Raw genomic sequence first — 17,575 nt, 5'->3', positions numbered from 1 at the left:
CTGCTTGTCGTTACTGACGGCAAGGGGGTGTTTGCAAGCTTGACATGTGCCCGCTAATTTGGCGCATTAGCCTGCAAACCGAAGGGGATCGGCGAAAGACAAGAACAATGGCGGAACGATCGCAAAACCTTCAGGACCTGTTCCTGAATTCTGTTCGCAAGAGCAAAAATCCACTCACCATCTTTCTCATCAACGGCGTCAAGCTGACCGGCGTGGTCACTTCCTTCGACAATTTTTGTGTTCTGCTGCGCCGTGACGGCCACTCCCAGCTCGTCTACAAGCATGCCATTTCCACGATCATGCCGAGCCAGCCGGTTCAGATGTTCGATGGCGAGGAAAGCCAGGGCGCCTGATTGGCACGTGAAAAAGACGCGGACCGCGGCGTCCGCGGGAAACCAGCACATAATTCCGGGACGGAAGCCACAGGTCCGACCCGGGCGGTTGTCATTGTGCCGGTGCTTACCCGGCATCAGCGCAACGATGACGAAACGAACCGTCCACGGCTGACGCGTTCGGCGGATGCGCGCCACGACGAAGCGGTCGGCCTTGCCCGCGCCATCAACCTGGATCTGATCCACACGGCGGTGGTCACCGTCAACGATCCACGCCCGGCAACCTTGCTCGGCAGCGGCAAGGTCGCGGAATTCGCCGAGATCGTCAAAGAGGGTCACGCGGAGGTGGTCATCGTCGACCATCCGCTGACGCCGGTGCAGCAGCGCAATCTCGAAAAAGAAATGAATGCCAAGGTGCTCGACCGCACCGGATTGATCCTGGAGATTTTTGGCGAGCGCGCGCGGACCAAGGAGGGCACGCTGCAGGTCGAACTTGCCCATCTCAACTACCAGAAGGGCCGTCTGGTGCGGAGCTGGACCCACCTTGAACGCCAGCGCGGCGGAGCCGGCTTCCTCGGCGGCCCCGGCGAAACCCAGATCGAGTCGGACCGGCGGCAGCTGCAGGAAAAAATCATCAAGCTCAAGCATGAGCTGGAAACGGTGCGCCGCACCCGCGACCTGCACCGCGCCAAGCGCAAGAAGGTGCCGTTCCCGGTGGTGGCGATTGTCGGCTACACCAATGCCGGAAAGTCGACGCTGTTCAACCGGCTGACCGGGGCCGACGTGCTGGCCGAAGACATGCTGTTTGCAACGCTCGACCCGACGCTGCGCCGCGTGCGCCTGCCGCACGGCACGCCGATCATCCTGTCGGACACAGTCGGCTTCATTTCGGACCTGCCGACGCATCTGGTCGCCGCCTTCCGCGCCACGCTGGAAGAGGTCGTCGAGGCCGATCTGGTCATCCATTTGCGTGATATCTCAGATCCGGATACGGCCGCCCAGGCCGAGGACGTCGAGCGCATCCTTGCCGATCTCGGTGTCGACGCTGGCGATGCGAACCGGGTCATCGAGGTGTGGAACAAGGTCGACCTTCTCGACGACGGCAACCGGGAGCGCCTGCTCGCCGACGGCACTGACGCCAACAAGGCGCCGCCGATCGCCATCTCGGCGGTCACCGGCGAAGGCATCGATGCGCTGAAGGCGCTGATCGAGACCAGGATGTCGGGCGAACTCGAGGAATTGACGGTGACGATCGAACCGCCGCAGTTCGGCCTTGTCGACTGGCTATACCGCAATGGCGACGTCGTTTCGCGGGTAGACAATGAGGATGGCAGCGCGACCATCGCACTCAAGGCCACGCACACCGCCCGGCAAGAGATCGAAAGCCGATTGCACCGCAAAAACAGGCAGTAAGCCTGATTATTTCACGCCCTTGGCCTGCTGCCAGAGCACTTCCATCTCGTCCAGCGTGGCTTTTTCGAGCGTGCTTCCCGATGCATCGATCGCGCGCTCGACATAGTGGAAGCGCGAGCGGAACTTTTCGTTGGTGCCGCTAAGCGCCGCTTCCGAATCGAGCTTGAGGTGACGCCCCAGATTGACGACGGCAAACAGCATGTCGCCGAATTCGTCCTTGATCTCAGCCGTTTCGCCCTTAGCCAGTGCCTCGCGCAGCTCGCCGATCTCTTCCTCGATCTTGTCGAGGATGGGTGCTGCCTCGCTCCAGTCGAAACCGACACGCGCTGCCTTTTCCTGCAGCTTCAGCGCACGAGTCAAAGCGGGCAGGGCGACGGGCACGCTGTCCAGGAAACCCTTGCCATGGTCTTCGGGGTCGAGGCCGCGGGCGAGGCGCGCACTTCGCTTTTCGGCTTTTTCCTCAGCCTTGATCTTTTCCCACATGCCCTTTGCCATGCCGGCGTTGCGCGCCTTCTCGTCGCCGAAGACATGCGGATGGCGCCGGATCATCTTGGTGGTGATGGCCTCGACCACATCACCGAAGGCAAAATCGCCGGCTTCCTCAGCCATCTGCGCGTGGTAGACGACCTGCAGCAGGAGATCGCCTAATTCGTCGCGCAGATCGTCGAGATCGCCGCGCGCAATGGCGTCGGCCACCTCATAGGCTTCCTCGATCGTATAGGGCGCGATGGTCGAGAAATCCTGCTCGATGTCCCAGGGACAACCGGTCTTCGGCGCCCTGAGCGCCGCCATGATCTCGATCAGCCGGGAAATGTCGCGCGAAGGTTTCATGCGGCGAATGCTATCCCGCTGCCTGTCGTGCGGCCAACGGCGTCAGCCGGAGAGGGGAGATTGTCCACAGCGAGCTTCAGCCGAGTACCGACACAACCGCCTTGGCGAGGTCATCCATGCCGTCCTCGGGCAGGCCGGCGACGTTGATGCGGCTGTCGCCGACCATGTAGACGCCATACTCGGCACGCAGCCGCTCGACTTGCGCCTCGGTCAGGCCAAGCCTGGAAAACATGCCGCGATGGCTGGCGATGAAGTCGAAGCGGTCGGAGTTGGACTGCCGGCGCAGCGCGTCGGCGAACTGGACGCGCAGCCTCAGCATGCGCAGCCGCATCTCCTCCAGCTCCGCCTCCCAGTCGGCGCGAAGGCCATCATCTTCCAGCACCATGCGCACGGCGGCGGCGCCATGGTCCGGCGGCATCGAATACATGGCGCGCGCCGCCGCCAGCATCTGGCTCATCGCCACATCGGCTTGCGCACCATCCTTCGCCAGGATCATCGCCGCGCCGACGCGGTCGCGGTAGACGGCAAAGTTCTTCGAGCAGCTCGAGGCAACGACCATTTCAGGCACCTTGCCCGCGAGAAGGCGCAAGCCGGCCGCATCGGCGTCCAGGCCTTCGCCAAAGCCCTGATAGGCAATGTCGACAAAGGGCAACAGCCCGCGCTCGACGACAAGATCGGTGACGCTGGCCCATTGCGCGATATCGAGATTGGCGCCGGTCGGGTTATGGCAGCAGCCATGCAGCAGCACGATATCGCCGGGCTCGGCTGCGCCAAGCGTTGCCAGCATCTCGTCGAAGCGCACCGCGCCGGAAACGGCATCGAAATAGGGATAATCGCGCACCTTGAGGCCGGCCCCGCGCATCACCGGCGGATGGTTCGGCCATGTCGGGTCCGACAGCCAGACGGTTGCGTCGGGGCGGGTCCGCTTCAACAGCTCCGCCACCAGCCGCAGCGCGCCGGAACCGCCAGGCGCTTGCGCGGCGCGGATGCGCGTCATGTCGGCAGCGGGGCCGAAGGCCAGCTTGACCATCGCCGTGTTGAAGCCGGTGTCGCCGGCAAGGCCGAGATAGGTCTTGGTGTCCTGGTCCTGCAGCAACCGCTTCTCGGCCTCGCGCAGGGCGCGCATGACCGGCGTCCTGCCGTCGCGGTCCTTGTAGACGCCGACGCCGAGATCGATCTTGCCGGGGCGCGGATCGGCGCGATAGAGGCCGATCAAGGCGATGATCTTGTCAGCCGGGGCAGGTTGCAGGGTCTCGAACATCAATACGGCTCCAATGGCGGCGGAGTAATACGCAAAGCGGCCGCGTTTCGCCAGTGCTTCCATCTGCGCCAGTCCGCTAGCGTACTGGACCGTTACGCCAAGCTTTGTCTGTACGGCAGGGGTCGGCGGCTATGGCGACGGGTTCATTCCAATCCGCCGGATAAGCACCCGTCCAATCACGGCGAGACCGATGCCGGTCAGCAGGGAGAAACCGCCGAGCATGCCGGCCAGCCCGGCAAGGAACCAGCGTCCGGCGAAGCTGTCGACGGAGGCATTTTGCGGATTGGTTGGGTCGTAAGCGACAGGGACGCTGTCGCCATCACCCCAGAACGAGCTGTGGACGGCATTGTTGAAGCGGATGACGGTGCCGTCGGCGGTCGAGAACTCGATGCGGGGATTGTATTCGGCTGCGACAATCCTGCCTGTCGCCGAAGCGGTACGAGGGCCGTACATCTCGACGATGGCCAGCACGCCGGAAGCGATCAGTCCGACAATGCCAAAGATGATGAACACCCTGCCGACGATCGGCAACGCTGCAAAACCCGTTACACGACTACCATTGGCCATCTTTTGCTCCTAGGACAGACGGATAAGGCTAGACTTCATCCATAAAGCAAACATCTGCCGCACGGGAGATGGGTAAGTGCGCAGCGAACTTCTGATTGCATGATGCCTATTGTGGCGACGCAAAAAAGTTTTGGTGGCGATGGATTAAGATCCCCGCCTGTTTCGTAAACGGGGCATGAAACGGTCGATGCCACGCTTCGATATTGTCGGACAGCTGGGTTCGCTCAGGCGCTACGCACGTTCGCTGACGCGCGACGGCACTGACGCCGAGGATCTGGTGCACGATGCGCTGGTGCGCGCCTACGAGCGGCGCGACACATTCCGCTCGGGCGGCAATCTGCGGGCATGGTTGCTGTCGATCGTCCACAACGCTTTTATCGACAAGATGCGCTCGCGCCGGTCGGAAGCAGCGCGTGTCGAGCAGGCCGGCTATCTCACCGATGCCAGCACGCCGGCGCCTCAGGAACATTCCGTGCGACTGGCGCAGGTGCGCGAGGCCTTTTTCAGTCTGCCGGAGGAGCAGCGTTCGGCGCTGCATCTGGTCGCCATCGAGGGCCTTTCCTACCAGCAGGCCGCCGACGCCAGCGGGGTGCCGCTGGGCACGCTGATGTCGCGCATCGGCAGGGCGCGCGCAGCACTGCGCGAGATGGAAAACGCTGCACCTTCGCCGGCCAAAAGCCATCTGAGGATCGTGGGAGACCCGTCATGACCGACCTGTTGCGGGACCCGGTGACCAATACCGATCTCGATTCTTATGTCGACGACCAGCTGGATGTCGCGCGCCGCATTGAGGTCGAGGCGTTCCTGTCGGCTCGTCCGGAGGCAGCGGCCCGGGTGATGTCCGATTTGAGGACGCGCGACGAGCTGCGTCTGGCGCTGGCCGCATCCACAGGAATGGCGCGGCCCGCGACGACTGAAGTCGCGCGCCGGCTGGGCAGGGGGCTGGCCAGTCGCCGCGTCTTCGCCGTGCTGCAGCGGGCGGCGGCGGTCGCCATCTTTGTCGCTGCCGGCTGGCTGGCGAACGGCCTCTTCGGGCCGCTGCTGGTGACCAAGGTTGTGGCTTCGCCGCCGCCGCCCGCCTATGTCGAAGAAGCGATCCGGGCGCACAAGACGACGCTCATGCGCGAGGCGATGCCCTCGCAGCTGGAGGCGCCCAACTACAATGGCGACGAAATCCGCGCCGCCACCGCAATCGTCATGCCATTGCTGCCCAAGGACTGGAAGGTCCGCGACGTGCAGATCTATCCGTCGCGCTTCGGGCCGAGCGTCGAGGTGGCGCTGGAGACGAAGGATATGGGGCTGGTCTCGCTGTTTGCGATCCGGCCCGGAACCTTCGACGTGGTCAAGCCTGCCATCGCGCCCTCCGGCGACATCTCCTCTGCCTATTTCCAGATCGGCGAGGTCGCGTACGCGGTCGTCGCGCGCAGCGATGTCCACGACCTCGACCGCGCCGCCGAGACGCTTGCCAAGACACTTTACTGATCAGGACACTTTACTGAGACCACATAAGGAGAACCCGCAATGAATACCCCTGACCTCGGATACCGCATGGGCACTGGCGCGCGCGCCGGCGCCGTCTATGACGAGGGCCTGCGCAGCCACATGCTGCGTGTCTATAACTACATGGGCATCGGCCTCGTCGTCACCGGCATCGTCGCCATGGTGGTCGCTTCGACGCCGGCCCTCTACGTGCCGATCTTTTCCAGCCCGCTGAAATGGGTGGTGATGCTGGCGCCGCTCGCCTTCGTGCTGCTGTTCTCGTTCAAGATGCAGACGATGTCGGCGGCGAGCGCCCAGGCGATGTTCTGGGCCTTCTGTGCGGTGATGGGGCTGTCGCTGGCTTCGGTGTTCCTGGTCTTCACAGGCACCAGCATCGCGCGCACCTTCTTCATCACCGCCACCATGTTCGGCGCCACCAGCCTCTACGGCTACACGACCAAGCGCGACCTGACCCAGTTCTCGTCCTTCCTGATCATGGGCCTGATCGGTGTGGTGATCGCCAGCGTCGTCAACATCTTCCTTGGCTCGACCGCGCTGCAGTTCGCCATCTCGGTGATCGGCATTGCCGTCTTTGTCGGCCTGACCGCCTGGGACACGCAGACGATCAAGGAACAGTATGCGGAGAATTTCGACGCGGAATCGCAGCAGAAGCTCGCCGTTTTCGGCGCGCTGTCGCTGTACCTGAACTTCGTCAACATCTTCCAGCTGTTGCTGAATTTCACCGGCGAGCGCGAATAGTCGAACCGTAGCAAGGCAACAATCTCGATCTCGCAGTGGCCGGAGGAGAATCTCCGGCCACTGTCGTTTTGCCGTGGAGACATCGCTCCGCTATCAGCGCGATGTCGCTGCGCCCTTGAGTCCATGCGGGCTTTTGCTAACCTGCCGCTCGCACGCAGCTTTCCGCGAGAACGCATGGAACAAGTGACGCTTCACGGCGACGGCATCTCGGCAACCATTGTCGGGCAGGGGGCCGAGCTCGTCTCCTTGCGCAATGCCGAGGGTCTGGAGTTTTTGTGGCAGGCCGGGCCGGAATGGCGGCGGCATTCGCCGGTGCTGTTTCCGATCGTCGGCCGGCTGAAGGGGGACCAGCTTCGCCATCGGGGCCGGGTCTATCCCCTGACGCAGCACGGATTTGCCCGCGACAAGCCATTTGTGTGGGCTGACGCGAGCCCCCGATCCTGCACGCTGGTGTTGACCGACGATGCCGATACACGCACGCGCTATCCGTTCGCCTTTCGCCTTGCCATCACCTACACCCTCGAGCGTCGCGAACTTGGTGTGAGCTTCGAGATTGCCAACACCGGCGACGAGACGCTGCCAGCCTCCATCGGTGCACATCCGGCTTTCAATTGGCCATTGCAGCCGGGGCTCGCCAAGACAGACTACCACCTGACCTTTGCCCAGGACGAGCCGGCGCCGATCCGCCGGCTGAAGGATGGCCTGGTGCTGGCTGCACCGCGGCCGACGCCTATCGAAGGCAAAACGCTGGCGCTTTCCGAACAGCTGTTCGAGGCAGACGCCGTGATCCTCGACCGGCCGGCCAGCACCAGCGTGCGCTATGCCGCCGCGAACGGTGCGGCGATCGAGATGTCGTGGCAGGGTTTTAAGGAATTGGGCATCTGGTCGAAGCCGGGCGGCGCTCCGTTCCTGTGCATCGAACCCTGGCACGGGCTTGCCAGCCCCGTGGATTTCGATGGCGAGTTCGCGGACAAGCCGGGCGTGATGCTGATCGCGCCCGGTGAAAAGCGCGTGCTGAGCTATCAGGTACGGCTCGAGCATGCGCCGCTGTGACCGATGAACCAGAGACAGGCGCGATGAAACTTGGCTTCATCGGCACGGGTGCCCTTACAGCGGCCATTGTCAGCGGGCTCAAATCCGTCGCGGATAACTCCGTCTCCGTGCTGCTGTCGCCGCGCAATGAAGAGATCGCCGCAGAGCTGGCAGCCCGTTATCCGGATGTGCGTATCGCTGATGACAATCAGGCGGTTCTCGATCAATGCGACCTGGTCATGCTGGCTGTCCGGCCGCAAATTGCGCATGACGTCCTGCCGGGTTTGCGGTTTCGGCGCGAGCATCACCTCATCAGCTTGATCGCCACGCTGCCGCGCGAGGAGATTGCCCGCTTGACCGCACCCGCGCACCAGGTGACGAAAGCGCTGCCCATGCCGATGATCGCCCACCGGCTGGGGGCAACGACCATCTGCCCGCCGGATGCCACTGTCGCTGCCTTGTTCGGCAATCTGGGGAAAGTGATCGAGGTCGAGAACCCAGCCGAATTCAACGCGTTGAGCGTGGCCACCGCAACCTATGCCAGCTACTTTAGATATCTCGATACGATTAACAGCTGGCTCAAGAGGAATGGCGTCGAGGAAGGAAAGGGGCGCGATTACATCGCCTCGCTTTTCAAAGCCTTGGGATGCGCTCCTGATATGTCGCCGGATGCCGACTTCATGCATCTGGCGCAGGACTATGCGACGCGCGGCGGCATCAACGAACAGGTTCTTCGCGAACTCACGGCGCGAAACATGTTCGAGGCGCTCACCGAGAGCCTGGACGGCGTACACCGGCGCATCGTCGGCGATACGCCTTGATGGGCGGTACCTTGAAATTCCCTGATGATCAGGAGTATGGCTCCAACGGATGTTCCGGACCGTTCGGGAGGGTCGGCGGGTGCCTGGATGCTTGAAATTGGGCTTTGTGGCAGCGGCGCTGGCTGTGCTGATTGTCTTTCCGGTCGCTGCCGCCGACATCGACCGCGCCAGCCTCTACCGCGCGCAATCGGTGACCAGCGGCACTGGCGAGGAGAACCGGGCCTGGGGCCTGGCGCCGTGCCTTGAAGAGGTGCTGGTCAAGGTTTCCGGCGACCCGCGGCTGATCGGCGACCCGCGTGTTGCGGACATGAGCCGGCACGCGGCCGACTATGTCACTGGTGTCGGCTACCGCGACCTGCTCAACAACCGCCCGCCGCATGACGAGCAGGGCACCCACGACCGGCCGCATTACATCACCGCCGATTTCGACCCGGACAAGATCGATGCCTTGCTGGCGTCGCTCGGGCGCAAACCGTGGGCGGTGCCGCGGCCAAAAATGGTCGCACTGCTGGATGTAAGGCCGATGAAAGGCGACGGCTTCACGCTGGTGCGCGATGGCGGCGGCGAGCTTGCGGCGGATATGCGCGTTGCGCTGGCGGACGCGGCGCACCGGACCGGTTTGCCGCTGGAGTTGCCTCGGCCGTCCGACGTCGCGCTCGCCGACGTGGCCAACACGCTGGATGGGGACGCCCTGCTTGCCGGCACTTTGGTATGGCGCCAGGAAGCGCTGGGCTGGGTCGGCGACTGGCGGCTCAGCTTCAAGGATAAGGAGTATCGCTGGCAGGTACGTGGCGTCAGTTTCGACGATGCGTTCCGCAACGCCACGCGCGGAACGCTGCAGATCCTGTCGGGCAATGGAGAGCCGGAAGCCGTCACGCCCTGACTTCAAGGGAACCTTCTTGCCCGAGCGCCGTAAACAAAGTGGCGGGCAAGCTTTGAGCAAGGAGGTATAATTGCAACATCGCCGGATCGACATTGACGGAAACAGCATCTTCTATCGCGAAGACGGCCCGCCTGATGCTCCCGTCCTTCTCCTGCCGCACGGCTATCCGTGCTCGTCCTATCAATTCCGACGGTTGATGCCGGCACTTGCCGATCGCTGGCATACATTCGCGCCGGACTTTCCCGGCTTTGGCTACAGCGGCACGCCCGAAATGTCGGACTTTGGCTATGATTTCGATGCCTATGCCGGGTTTCTGACAGCTTTCGCCGATGCGCTCGGCACGTCGCGCTATGCGCTCTGGCTGCACGATTATGGCTCTCAGATCGGACTGCGCCACGCCATCGCACATCCCGAGCGCATCGCGGCACTCATCATCCAGAACGGCGATATATACCAGGATGTTCTCGGGCCGAAATACGCTGGGATAAAAGCCTATTGGAAGGAAAAGACGCCCGAAAAGCACCGGCCGTTGGAAGAGGCGGTAAGCGAGAAGGACTTCCGGCACGAGTTTGTCGGAGAGGTGGATTACGCTGTAGCCGAGCGCGTGCCTCCCGATCTTTGGAAACTCCACTGGCCTTTGATGGACACGCCGATCCGCCGGCGGCTCGCGGTCGGCCTGATGGAGAAGCTGGAGGCGAACCTCGGCTGGTTCCCGCGCTATCAGAGCTATCTGCGCGAGCACCAACCGCAAACGCTCATCGTCTGGGGCCCCGAGGATGGTTACATGCCGGCACAATCGGCGCATGCCTACCAGCGCGATTTGCGGGAAGCGGAGCTTCATCTGATCGATGGCGCCGGCCACTGGTTGCTCGAAACGCATTTCGATGAGGCACTTCCGCTGGTGCGCGATTTCCTGGCGCGCGTCCACAGTCAGGAAGCGAAAGGGACGGGCAGGGCGGCCGGCCGGGCGTAGACCCCTCCGTTGCGGTCATCGGATCGATCTGCAACCATGGCGTCATGATAGAAAAGTCTGCCGCGCCCTGGCCTCTGCTGCAAATCGCGATCGAGCCGAAGTCGCGGGCGGATCAGGAGAAGCTGCTTGTCACTTCGTCCAAGCTCGCGCCTGACGACCGCGACCCGTCCGCTGCCATGGCCATGGCCAGATGACGTCGCCAAAATTCTCCTCGCGGGCAGGGTTCCTTGTCGGCCTCGGCATCACGCCCGTCGCCTTTTTCCTGGCGCTCTATTCGGCCGGAGCCGGGCATGGCGACTATGGGCTGGCGCGACTTCTCTATCCGGTCCCCATGCTGGCAACGCTGTTGACCAACACAACGATCACCGGCCTTTCCATCGGATTGGCTGCGCTGCAGTTTCCTGCCTATGGGGCATTTGTTGCGGGCGCCGGCGGCTCCAGATGGCTGGCCCTTGGCGTCTTCCATCTTGTTGCAATCGCAGCAGCCTTCAGCGGCCTCCTGGAAAGCTTCTCGGGATGACGCTCCTGTTCGTTATCCTGGTGCCAGCCCGTCGAGCAGGAAGTCGAGGCCTTTGCGAAAGGCGCCATCCCAATCGCTAAGGGGAGAGGGGGGAATCGACCTGAAGCAGCCGCTCGTTAATGAGGCGATCATCCCATACCTGCACCTCGATGAACTTGTCATACTTCATCGTTGGATCGGTCTTCCAGCGCTCACCGGGCATCCCAAATTCGGCCACGACGGCTTCGATCTCACCAAGAGTAAACACTTGCCCGTGGTATCGCTTTCGTTGGGGGCGAAGATCGTCACGCGTCGCGATCGGAAGACTTGCCATGCTGTCTGGATAGGTGAAAGTGAGCGTCTCCGGTGGGAACTCTCGCAGTCGCATAACGAGTGAGCTTGGCCGTGACGGGTCTTTGCCGTCGGCAAAGTCGCCAAGCTAAGAAATAGACCGGACGCTCTAGCTTCGTGGGCCCAAGCAGTCGGCGCCGTTCTCGAATGAGCCATTCCTCCGTTAATCGTCGCCTCTCCAAGTAGTTTGCTTTGATAGCGCGCAGCCCAGACGCTCTGATCTCGTCAAGAACCCGTTCTGCCTGCTCTTCGGACAGCTCGCAAATATTTCTGCACGGTCCTCGACGGGGATCGTAGTTGTGAGTGATGACCTCGGGGAACGATTCCATTCGGGGAAGCTATACGAACCGCGCGTCAGCAGGCCAGATCGCTGGCAGATGGATGCCCCTGAGGGTACCCGTTGGGACGTTGTCGGCAAATCATGCGTTGTATCGCAACCATGGGATGGTGGGATGGTGACCGCCCAGTGAGCGCCGGCCTGCATCTCAGTCAGCAGGGCGTATATTGGCACGCCGCTAATGGAAGCAGCAGCCACATATGAAAGTCGCATAAGATAGATTATGGAACTTATGCATCAGGCCGCAGCTGGGAAAGGACGCGGACTTTCATAGAGCGTTTCAGATTTTGACAGAAGCGTGAGAGTGGTTTTGTGATTCAAGATGTTCGTGCACGGCTTCAGCACCGACAAGAGCCGCACCTTTCCATACGAAGCCAGCCACGCGACTGCCGTGGCGAAGAATGGATCGTCCATGACGTCGCCGCCGAGGAAGCCGATGCCATCGTGCGGCAGCATGCGCGGCCGGGCTTTGCCGTTTCGGTCGTGATCGCGAATGACGGCCCGGACGAACCAACGCGAACGGCCTACAAGGCGCTCGGCTACCGGCTGCTGCGGACGGAAGGCTTTTTCATCCAGTCGCTGCGCCAAATTCCAGACCCGCCAGCAATCGTCTCTATCGAACGCGTGAGGACGGCTGAACGCGCTGCACAACTGGGAAAGGTCATACGCAGGCGGCCACTTCCAGACGATCAACTCGGCGACGATGCGCCGTTTCGCCAGTATGTGGCGCTCGATGGCGACGCCATCGTCGGGCGTGTGCGCAGCATAGACGCCGTCGGCGCCACATGGTGCTCGGCAATGTTTGTCGAGCCTTCGCACCGGCGTCGAGGCATCGGCCAGGCGCTGATGGCCAAAATGCTGCATGACGACAAAGCGCATGGGTCGCGGTGCTCGATGCTGTTGGCGACGCGTGCCGGAGCGCTGCTTTATCCCCGCATGGGCTATGAGCGGATTGGAACGCTGTTGATCTTCGCGCCGAAGAACCGAACGTCCTTATAAAGATCTGCTCGTATCATGCTGTCTCATAAAGGAATTTCGATCACCATGCCGTCATAGGCCGGAGTGACGTTGGCCGGCACCTCGGCCTTCACCGTGGCATAGTCGAGCGGCACATGCATATGCGTCAGCACGGCCTGTTTCGGCGCCAGTTTTTCAATCCAGCCAAGCGCCTGAACGAGCGACAGATGACTGGGATGGGTATGGTACTGCAAGGCATCGATGACCAGCATTTCCAGGCCGCGCAGCCGCTCGGCGGTGGCATCCGGGAAGTCGCTTATATCGGGGCAGTAGGCCAGCCCGCCGATGCGGAAGCCGAGCGAAATGATGTCGCCATGGATCTGCGGCAGCGGCTCGAGGGTGAGGGCACCGCCCTCGCCTTCGATCGTCACCGCCCTTGCGTGATCGATGATGTGCGGCCTGACGATCGGCGGATAGGAACTGCCAAACGGCGTCTCGAAGCAATAGCCGAACGCTTCGCGCAGCCTGAGCATGGTCGGCTGGTCGGCATGGACATCGATCAAATGGCGCTGCTCCAGCACGTAGCCGCGCAGATCGTCGATGCCGTGGATGTGGTCGGCGTGCGGATGCGTATAGACGACGGCGTCGATGCGCCGGACGGCCGCCATCAGCATCTGCTCACGGAAATCAGGCCCGGTGTCGATGACGACCGTGGTTCTGGCGCCGTTGGCTGCTATCCGCTCGACGAGCGCGGCTGAGCGTGTACGCCGGTTTTTCGGATTGGCCGGGTCGCAATTGCCCCAATCGCCGGTGATGCGCGGCGTGCCAGGTGACGAGCCGCAGCCGAGGATGGTGAGGCGCAGCCGGTCGCTCATGCGTCAGAGCCCGGCGGGCCGCGGCATCTTGCCGAACAGCCGGAAGAAGTTCGCCGTCGTCAGCGTCGCGATCTCGGCTTCGCCAACGCCGACCGTCTCCGCCAGCACCTTGGCTGTATGCGCGACATAGGCCGGCTCGTTGCGTTTGCCGCGGAACGGCACCGGCGCCAGATACGGTGCGTCGGTCTCGACCAACAGCCGGTCATGCGGCACATCGGCTGCGATGGCGCGTAAATCGGCTGAGTTCTTGAAGGTCAGTATGCCCGAGAAGGACACATAGCCACCAAGCTTGACGCCCACGTCGGCCAGCCGTCGCCCCGACGAAAAACAATGCAGGATGAAGGGGAAGGCGCCCTTCCCTGTTTCGTCTTCGAGGATGGCAGCCATGTCGTCATCGGCATCGCGCGAATGGATCACCAGCGGCAAGCCGGTCTCGCGCGCGGCCGCTATGTGAGTACGAAAGCCCTGCGCCTGCGCATCGCGTGGCGCCTTGTCGTAAAAATAGTCGAGCCCGGCCTCGCCGATCGCCACCACCTTCGGGTGCGCGGACAGGCGCACAAGGTCCTCAGCCGTCACATCCAGCTCTTCGCCGGCATTGTGAGGATGAGTGCCGACCGAGCAATAGATTTCGTCGAAACTCTCGGCAATCTCAAGCACTTGCGCAAACCGCTTCACGCGTGTCGAGATGGTCACCATGTGACCTATACCGGCAGCCTTGGCGCGGGCGACGATGGCCGCCCGCTCGTCGGTGAAATCCGGAAACTCGAGATGGCAATGGCTGTCGACCAGCATCAGGCGCTCGCCTCAGGGTTTTCGACATAACGCGGAAACACGCCCTCCGGCGCGGGCAGCGCCGTGCCGGGCACCAGCGCATAGTCGGCATGGACATGCGCGAAGTCGCGCGTGTCCGCCGGCACCGCCAGCAGATCGAGCAGCTTGCCGGCCGACCCCGGAATGTAGGGCTGGCACAGCAATGCCACGCGCCGCACCAGTTCGGCGGTCGTCCACAGCACCGTTTCCATGCGCGCCGGATCGGTCTTCTTCAGCGCCCAGGGTGCCTGCGAGGCGAAGTAGCGATCCGCTTCCGCCACAACGCCGAAGATCGCCGCCAACGCGAGATGGATGCCCTGTTCCGCCATCGCCTGGCGCGCGGTACCCAGCGCTTCCACCGCCTGGTCGAGGATCGCGCTGTCGGCTTCGGTCAGCTCGCCGCGATGCGGCACCACGCCGCCGCAGTTCTTGGCGATCATCGACAGCGAGCGCTGCGCCAGATTGCCGAGACCGTTGGCGAGATCGGCATTTGTGCGGTTGACGATCGCGTCATGGCTGTAGCTGCCGTCCTGGCCGAATGGCACCTCACGCAAGAAGAAATAGCGCACCTGGTCGAGGCCGTAATGCTCGACCATGGTGAAGGGGTCTACGACATTGCCGACCGACTTCGACATTTTCTCGCCGCGGTTGAACAGGAAGCCATGCGCGAAGACGCGCTTCGGCAGTTCGATGCCGGCCGACATCAGGAAAGCCGGCCAGTAGACGGCATGGAAGCGGACGATGTCCTTGCCGATAATGTGCGTGGCCGGCCAGTAGCGCCATTGCTCGGCCTTGGTGTCGGGATAGCCGGCAGCGGTGATGTAGTTGGTCAGGGCATCGACCCAGACATACATCACATGCTTGTCGTCGCCCGGCACCGGCACGCCCCAATTGAAGGTCGTGCGCGAGACCGAGATGTCCTTGAGGCCGGACCTGACGAAGCTCATCACCTCATTTCGGCGCTCGGCCGGACCGACGAAATCGGGCTGGCTTTCGTACAGCGCAAGCAATTTGTCCTGATAGGCGGAAAGCCTGAAGAAGTAGCTTTCCTCCTCATTCCATTCGACCGGCGAGCCAAGCGGCTCGCGGCGCACGCCGTCGTCGCCGAGCGTGGTTTCGCTCTCTTCGAAATAGGCTTCCTGGCGGACCGAATACCAGCCACTGTAGCGGTCGAGATAGATGTCGCCATTGGCCGCCATCGCCTTCCAGATCGCCTGGCACGACTCGTAGTGGCGTGGTTCCGTCGTGCGGATGTAATCATCATTCGAGCCGCCCAGGACCTCTGTCATCGAACGGAAGATCGCCGAGTTGCGGTCGGCAAGCGCGAGTGGCGTTATGCCTTCCTTCTCGGCCGTCTGCTGCATCTTGAGGCCGTGTTCGTCAGTGCCGGTGAGGAAGAGCACGTCCTTGCCGTCCAGGCGCTGGAAGCGGGCCAGCGCGTCGGTCGCGATGACCGTATAGGCGTGGCCGATATGCGGCTTGCCGTTCGGATAGAAAATTGGTGTCGTGATGTAGAATGTGTCGCGTGACATGAATTAACCGTCATGAATGGCCGAATGAATGTGAGCGGTGGATATCGCATCGAGACGGCGATTGCCATCCCGCCCCAATGCCGAAACCGGTCACATTCGCATTGCGGAATTCAGGCGGTCGATCATGGTCAAGGCGTGCTGCTTCTTGTCAAGATTGTAGGTATCGGTCTCAGATATGGCGTTCAGCGCCTCGTGCCAAGTGTCGGACAGCGTTTTCGCCCGCGCGAGATCCCCAGCCAGCGCGGCTTCACTGGCGCCGGTGGAGAGCAGATCGAGCGCGCGGCGGTTGAAGATGTCGAACTGGATCGCCTGGTCGCGGCCGGCGACGGCCTCGGCAAGGCGATAGGCGCCGGCGATGTCGCTCTTGCCCGACGTGACCAGGGCGTCGAGCGTGCCGGCAATCTCCAGCCCGCCATATTGGGTCAGAAGGATCGCATTGCGGGCGCTGCCCCCTGCCCGTTCCGCCAATGCCGCGCGCGCGGCAGGATCGGAAGGTGGCGGCGGCTCGACGGTTTCCAGAACGCTCATCAGGCTGCCGGCATCGAGCGGCGTCAGCCGCACCATCTGGCAGCGCGAGCGGATGGTCGGCAAAAGGCTGCCCGGCGCATGCACGATGAGGATGAACAGCGTGCGGCTCGGCGGCTCCTCAAGGTTCTTCAGCAAGGCATTGGCGGCGTTGGTGTTCATGTCGTCGGCCGGATCGACGATCACCACCCGGTAGCTGCCGTCATGCGAGGTCAGCGACAGGAAGCGGTTGACCTTGCGGATCTCGTCGACGGTGACGACCGTCTTGAAGCTCTTGGTCTTGTCGTTCAGCGGCCTGGTCAGATGCAGCACGCCGGGATGCGCCCCTGTGGCGATCTGGCGAAACAGCGGTGAGGCCGGATCGGGAACGGCAAACACATCCGGCGCCTGGTCGAAGGCCGGATGCTTCAACAGATGGTGCGCCAGGTGAAAGGCAAGCGTCGCCTTGCCGATGCCGACCGGCCCGGCAAAGATCAACGCATGCGGCAGTTTTCCCGAGCGATAGGCGGCAGCGAGCATCGCGGCCGCCTGCTCATGGCCGACCAGGCGCAGCGTCTCGGACGGCTCCGGTACACCGTCCAGTGTGTCGTGCTGCTCGGGAGCGATGCGTTCGAAGATCATGCGGGCGCCGCCTGTCGGTTGCGCGCGGGCGCCCTCGCCTCAAGTGCGGCGAACACCACCGCGGTGATGACATCCTCCACCGCAGCGGGAGGCGCCGACGCGTCGATCACGATGCAGCGGTCCGGCTCGGCGGCTGCGATCGCCAGGAAGGCGTCACGGCGGCGCTGGTGGATGTCCAGCGTCTCCTTTTCGAAGCGGTCCGGACCGTCCTCGGCGCCACGCCGCGCGGCGGCGCGCCGCAAGCCCTCGGCGGGGTCAATGTCAAGGATCAGCGTCATGTCCGGCATCATGCCGTTGATGGCGACCTCCTCCAGAGCTTCCATGAAAGCCGGATCGAGGCCGCCGGTGACGCCCTGATAGACGCGCGACGAATCCAGGAAACGGTCGCAAAGCACGATGGAGCCGCGCTCCACCGCCGGCCGGATGACCTGCTCGACATGGTCGGAGCGTGCGGCGGCAAACAGCAGCGCCTCCATCTTCGGCCCGAAAGGCTCGGCGGCGCCGGACAGGAGCACGTGCCTGACCGCCTCGGCGCCGGGTGACCCCCCGGGTTCGCGGGTGAGGAGGACATCGTATTTCTTGGCGCGCATCTTCTGGGCCAGCCGTTCGATCTGCGTCGACTTGCCGGCGCCCTCGCCGCCTTCGAAGGTGATGAAAAATCCGCTTGCCAATCGAAAGGCCTTTGTCCTGCTTTGCGCTGGTGTCTTAGTCCGCGCC

Annotated in this window: 20 protein-coding genes; 11 read left to right on the top strand and 9 right to left on the bottom strand. The window is 63.0% G+C overall.

Annotated features, from left to right (window positions below):
- Nucleotides 1-107: 107 nt before the first annotated feature.
- Together hfq and hflX are read left to right on the top strand one after the other, a co-directional pair.
- On the top strand, nt 108-353 hold the full coding sequence (gene hfq / locus NKJ88_RS13610) for an RNA chaperone Hfq (RefSeq protein WP_006202172.1): 246 nt from the start codon (nt 108-110) through the stop codon (nt 351-353).
- Entirely contained in the window at nt 354-1,745 is a 1,392-nt protein-coding gene (gene hflX / locus NKJ88_RS13605) for a GTPase HflX (RefSeq protein WP_023708495.1), read from the top strand.
- 6 nt (nt 1,746-1,751) lie between these two features.
- Here the strand turns inward: hflX and mazG are convergent, their stop codons facing one another.
- From mazG to NKJ88_RS13590, 3 genes are all read right to left on the bottom strand, one after another.
- On the bottom strand, nt 1,752-2,576 hold the full coding sequence (gene mazG / locus NKJ88_RS13600) for a nucleoside triphosphate pyrophosphohydrolase (RefSeq protein WP_023691283.1): 825 nt from the start codon (nt 2,574-2,576) through the stop codon (nt 1,752-1,754).
- Nucleotides 2,577-2,652: 76 nt separating this feature from the next.
- The gene (locus NKJ88_RS13595; RefSeq protein ID WP_023691284.1) at nt 2,653-3,837 is read right to left on the bottom strand and encodes an amino acid aminotransferase; all 1,185 of its coding nucleotides are present in this window, start codon (nt 3,835-3,837) and stop codon (nt 2,653-2,655) included.
- A 129-nt stretch (nt 3,838-3,966) separates the two neighbouring features.
- The gene (locus NKJ88_RS13590) at nt 3,967-4,404 is read right to left on the bottom strand and encodes a DUF3592 domain-containing protein (RefSeq protein WP_023706554.1); all 438 of its coding nucleotides are present in this window, start codon (nt 4,402-4,404) and stop codon (nt 3,967-3,969) included.
- Nucleotides 4,405-4,579: 175 nt separating this feature from the next.
- On the opposite strand from NKJ88_RS13590, the gene NKJ88_RS13585 reads away from it, so the two are divergent.
- The 8 genes from NKJ88_RS13585 (at nt 4,580) to NKJ88_RS13550 (ending at nt 10,871) form a co-directional block, all read left to right on the top strand.
- Nucleotides 4,580-5,113 (top strand): sigma-70 family RNA polymerase sigma factor, encoded by a 534-nt coding sequence (locus NKJ88_RS13585; protein ID WP_023688465.1) that lies wholly within the window; start codon nt 4,580-4,582, stop codon nt 5,111-5,113.
- Nucleotides 5,110-5,886, top strand: coding sequence for an anti-sigma factor family protein (locus NKJ88_RS13580; RefSeq protein WP_023824946.1), 777 nt, complete (start codon nt 5,110-5,112; stop codon nt 5,884-5,886). Before NKJ88_RS13585 ends, NKJ88_RS13580 begins: the two co-directional genes overlap by 4 nt.
- Before the next feature lie 39 nt (nt 5,887-5,925).
- Nucleotides 5,926-6,642, top strand: coding sequence for a Bax inhibitor-1/YccA family protein (locus NKJ88_RS13575; protein ID WP_023824945.1), 717 nt, complete (start codon nt 5,926-5,928; stop codon nt 6,640-6,642).
- A 174-nt stretch (nt 6,643-6,816) separates the two neighbouring features.
- Entirely contained in the window at nt 6,817-7,695 is an 879-nt protein-coding gene (locus NKJ88_RS13570; protein ID WP_023824944.1) for an aldose 1-epimerase family protein, read from the top strand.
- 23 nt (nt 7,696-7,718) lie between these two features.
- On the top strand, nt 7,719-8,495 hold the full coding sequence (locus tag NKJ88_RS13565) for a pyrroline-5-carboxylate reductase (protein WP_352444335.1): 777 nt from the start codon (nt 7,719-7,721) through the stop codon (nt 8,493-8,495).
- 106 nt (nt 8,496-8,601) lie between these two features.
- On the top strand, nt 8,602-9,378 hold the full coding sequence (locus NKJ88_RS13560) for a DUF8605 domain-containing protein (RefSeq protein ID WP_245261307.1): 777 nt from the start codon (nt 8,602-8,604) through the stop codon (nt 9,376-9,378).
- A gap of 70 nt (nt 9,379-9,448) precedes the next feature.
- Nucleotides 9,449-10,351 carry an alpha/beta fold hydrolase gene (locus tag NKJ88_RS13555; protein ID WP_352444334.1) on the top strand — a complete coding sequence of 301 codons (903 nt, stop codon included), beginning with the start codon at nt 9,449-9,451 and terminating at the stop codon, nt 10,349-10,351.
- A gap of 190 nt (nt 10,352-10,541) precedes the next feature.
- Nucleotides 10,542-10,871, top strand: a complete 330-nt coding sequence (locus NKJ88_RS13550) for a hypothetical protein (protein ID WP_023696110.1) — start codon at nt 10,542-10,544, stop codon at nt 10,869-10,871.
- 76 nt (nt 10,872-10,947) lie between these two features.
- On the opposite strand, the gene NKJ88_RS13545 is transcribed toward NKJ88_RS13550, so the two are convergent.
- Nucleotides 10,948-11,184 (bottom strand): hypothetical protein, encoded by a 237-nt coding sequence (locus NKJ88_RS13545; RefSeq protein ID WP_023805225.1) that lies wholly within the window; start codon nt 11,182-11,184, stop codon nt 10,948-10,950.
- A 666-nt stretch (nt 11,185-11,850) separates the two neighbouring features.
- Between NKJ88_RS13545 and NKJ88_RS13540 the strand changes: the two genes are divergently transcribed.
- Entirely contained in the window at nt 11,851-12,537 is a 687-nt protein-coding gene (locus NKJ88_RS13540) for a GNAT family N-acetyltransferase (RefSeq protein ID WP_352444333.1), read from the top strand.
- 23 nt (nt 12,538-12,560) lie between these two features.
- Here the strand turns inward: NKJ88_RS13540 and NKJ88_RS13535 are convergent, their stop codons facing one another.
- The 5 genes from NKJ88_RS13535 to tmk all read right to left on the bottom strand — a co-directional run bounded on the left by NKJ88_RS13535 (nt 12,561) and on the right by tmk (nt 17,529).
- On the bottom strand, nt 12,561-13,370 hold the full coding sequence (locus NKJ88_RS13535) for an MBL fold metallo-hydrolase (RefSeq protein WP_023805224.1): 810 nt from the start codon (nt 13,368-13,370) through the stop codon (nt 12,561-12,563).
- A 3-nt stretch (nt 13,371-13,373) separates the two neighbouring features.
- A complete protein-coding gene (locus NKJ88_RS13530) occupies nt 13,374-14,162 on the bottom strand; it encodes a TatD family hydrolase (RefSeq protein ID WP_352444330.1) in 789 nt (262 codons plus the stop codon).
- A complete protein-coding gene (gene metG, locus NKJ88_RS13525; protein WP_023832184.1) occupies nt 14,162-15,712 on the bottom strand; it encodes a methionine--tRNA ligase in 1,551 nt (516 codons plus the stop codon). Before metG ends, NKJ88_RS13530 begins: the two co-directional genes overlap by 1 nt.
- Nucleotides 15,713-15,802: 90 nt before the next feature.
- Complete coding sequence (locus tag NKJ88_RS13520) at nt 15,803-16,858, bottom strand: DNA polymerase III subunit delta' (RefSeq protein WP_023730621.1); 1,056 nt, start codon at nt 16,856-16,858, stop codon at nt 15,803-15,805.
- Nucleotides 16,855-17,529, bottom strand: coding sequence for a dTMP kinase (tmk, locus tag NKJ88_RS13515; RefSeq protein ID WP_023668949.1), 675 nt, complete (start codon nt 17,527-17,529; stop codon nt 16,855-16,857). The genes NKJ88_RS13520 and tmk overlap by 4 nt, the downstream gene beginning before the upstream one ends.
- Between the last annotated feature and the right edge of the window lie 46 nt (nt 17,530-17,575).

The sequence above is a fragment of the Mesorhizobium sp. M0016 genome (assembly GCF_040324035.1).
Classification (GTDB): Bacteria; Pseudomonadota; Alphaproteobacteria; order Rhizobiales; family Rhizobiaceae; genus Mesorhizobium.
The sequence above is the reverse complement of the archived record's forward strand: the minus strand, read 5'-3'. Positions and strand labels throughout refer to the sequence as shown.

What these genes read in the sequence shown, in the direction of transcription:
- NKJ88_RS13580 (WP_023824946.1), top strand. Translation starts at nt 5,110, where the DNA reads ATGACCGACCTGTTGCGGGACCCGGTGACCAATACCGATCTCGATTCT.
- metG (WP_023832184.1), bottom strand. Translation starts at nt 15,712, where the DNA reads ATGTCACGCGACACATTCTACATCACGACACCAATTTTCTATCCGAAC.
- hfq (WP_006202172.1), top strand. Translation starts at nt 108, where the DNA reads ATGGCGGAACGATCGCAAAACCTTCAGGACCTGTTCCTGAATTCTGTT.
- NKJ88_RS13530 (WP_352444330.1), bottom strand. Translation starts at nt 14,162, where the DNA reads ATGCTGGTCGACAGCCATTGCCATCTCGAGTTTCCGGATTTCACCGAC.
- NKJ88_RS13570 (WP_023824944.1), top strand. Translation starts at nt 6,817, where the DNA reads ATGGAACAAGTGACGCTTCACGGCGACGGCATCTCGGCAACCATTGTC.
- NKJ88_RS13550 (WP_023696110.1), top strand. Translation starts at nt 10,542, where the DNA reads ATGACGTCGCCAAAATTCTCCTCGCGGGCAGGGTTCCTTGTCGGCCTC.
- NKJ88_RS13590 (WP_023706554.1), bottom strand. Translation starts at nt 4,404, where the DNA reads ATGGCCAATGGTAGTCGTGTAACGGGTTTTGCAGCGTTGCCGATCGTC.
- mazG (WP_023691283.1), bottom strand. Translation starts at nt 2,576, where the DNA reads ATGAAACCTTCGCGCGACATTTCCCGGCTGATCGAGATCATGGCGGCG.
- NKJ88_RS13565 (WP_352444335.1), top strand. Translation starts at nt 7,719, where the DNA reads ATGAAACTTGGCTTCATCGGCACGGGTGCCCTTACAGCGGCCATTGTC.
- NKJ88_RS13520 (WP_023730621.1), bottom strand. Translation starts at nt 16,858, where the DNA reads ATGATCTTCGAACGCATCGCTCCCGAGCAGCACGACACACTGGACGGT.
- NKJ88_RS13585 (WP_023688465.1), top strand. Translation starts at nt 4,580, where the DNA reads ATGAAACGGTCGATGCCACGCTTCGATATTGTCGGACAGCTGGGTTCG.
- NKJ88_RS13595 (WP_023691284.1), bottom strand. Translation starts at nt 3,837, where the DNA reads ATGTTCGAGACCCTGCAACCTGCCCCGGCTGACAAGATCATCGCCTTG.
- NKJ88_RS13535 (WP_023805224.1), bottom strand. Translation starts at nt 13,370, where the DNA reads ATGAGCGACCGGCTGCGCCTCACCATCCTCGGCTGCGGCTCGTCACCT.
- NKJ88_RS13575 (WP_023824945.1), top strand. Translation starts at nt 5,926, where the DNA reads ATGAATACCCCTGACCTCGGATACCGCATGGGCACTGGCGCGCGCGCC.
- NKJ88_RS13545 (WP_023805225.1), bottom strand. Translation starts at nt 11,184, where the DNA reads ATGGCAAGTCTTCCGATCGCGACGCGTGACGATCTTCGCCCCCAACGA.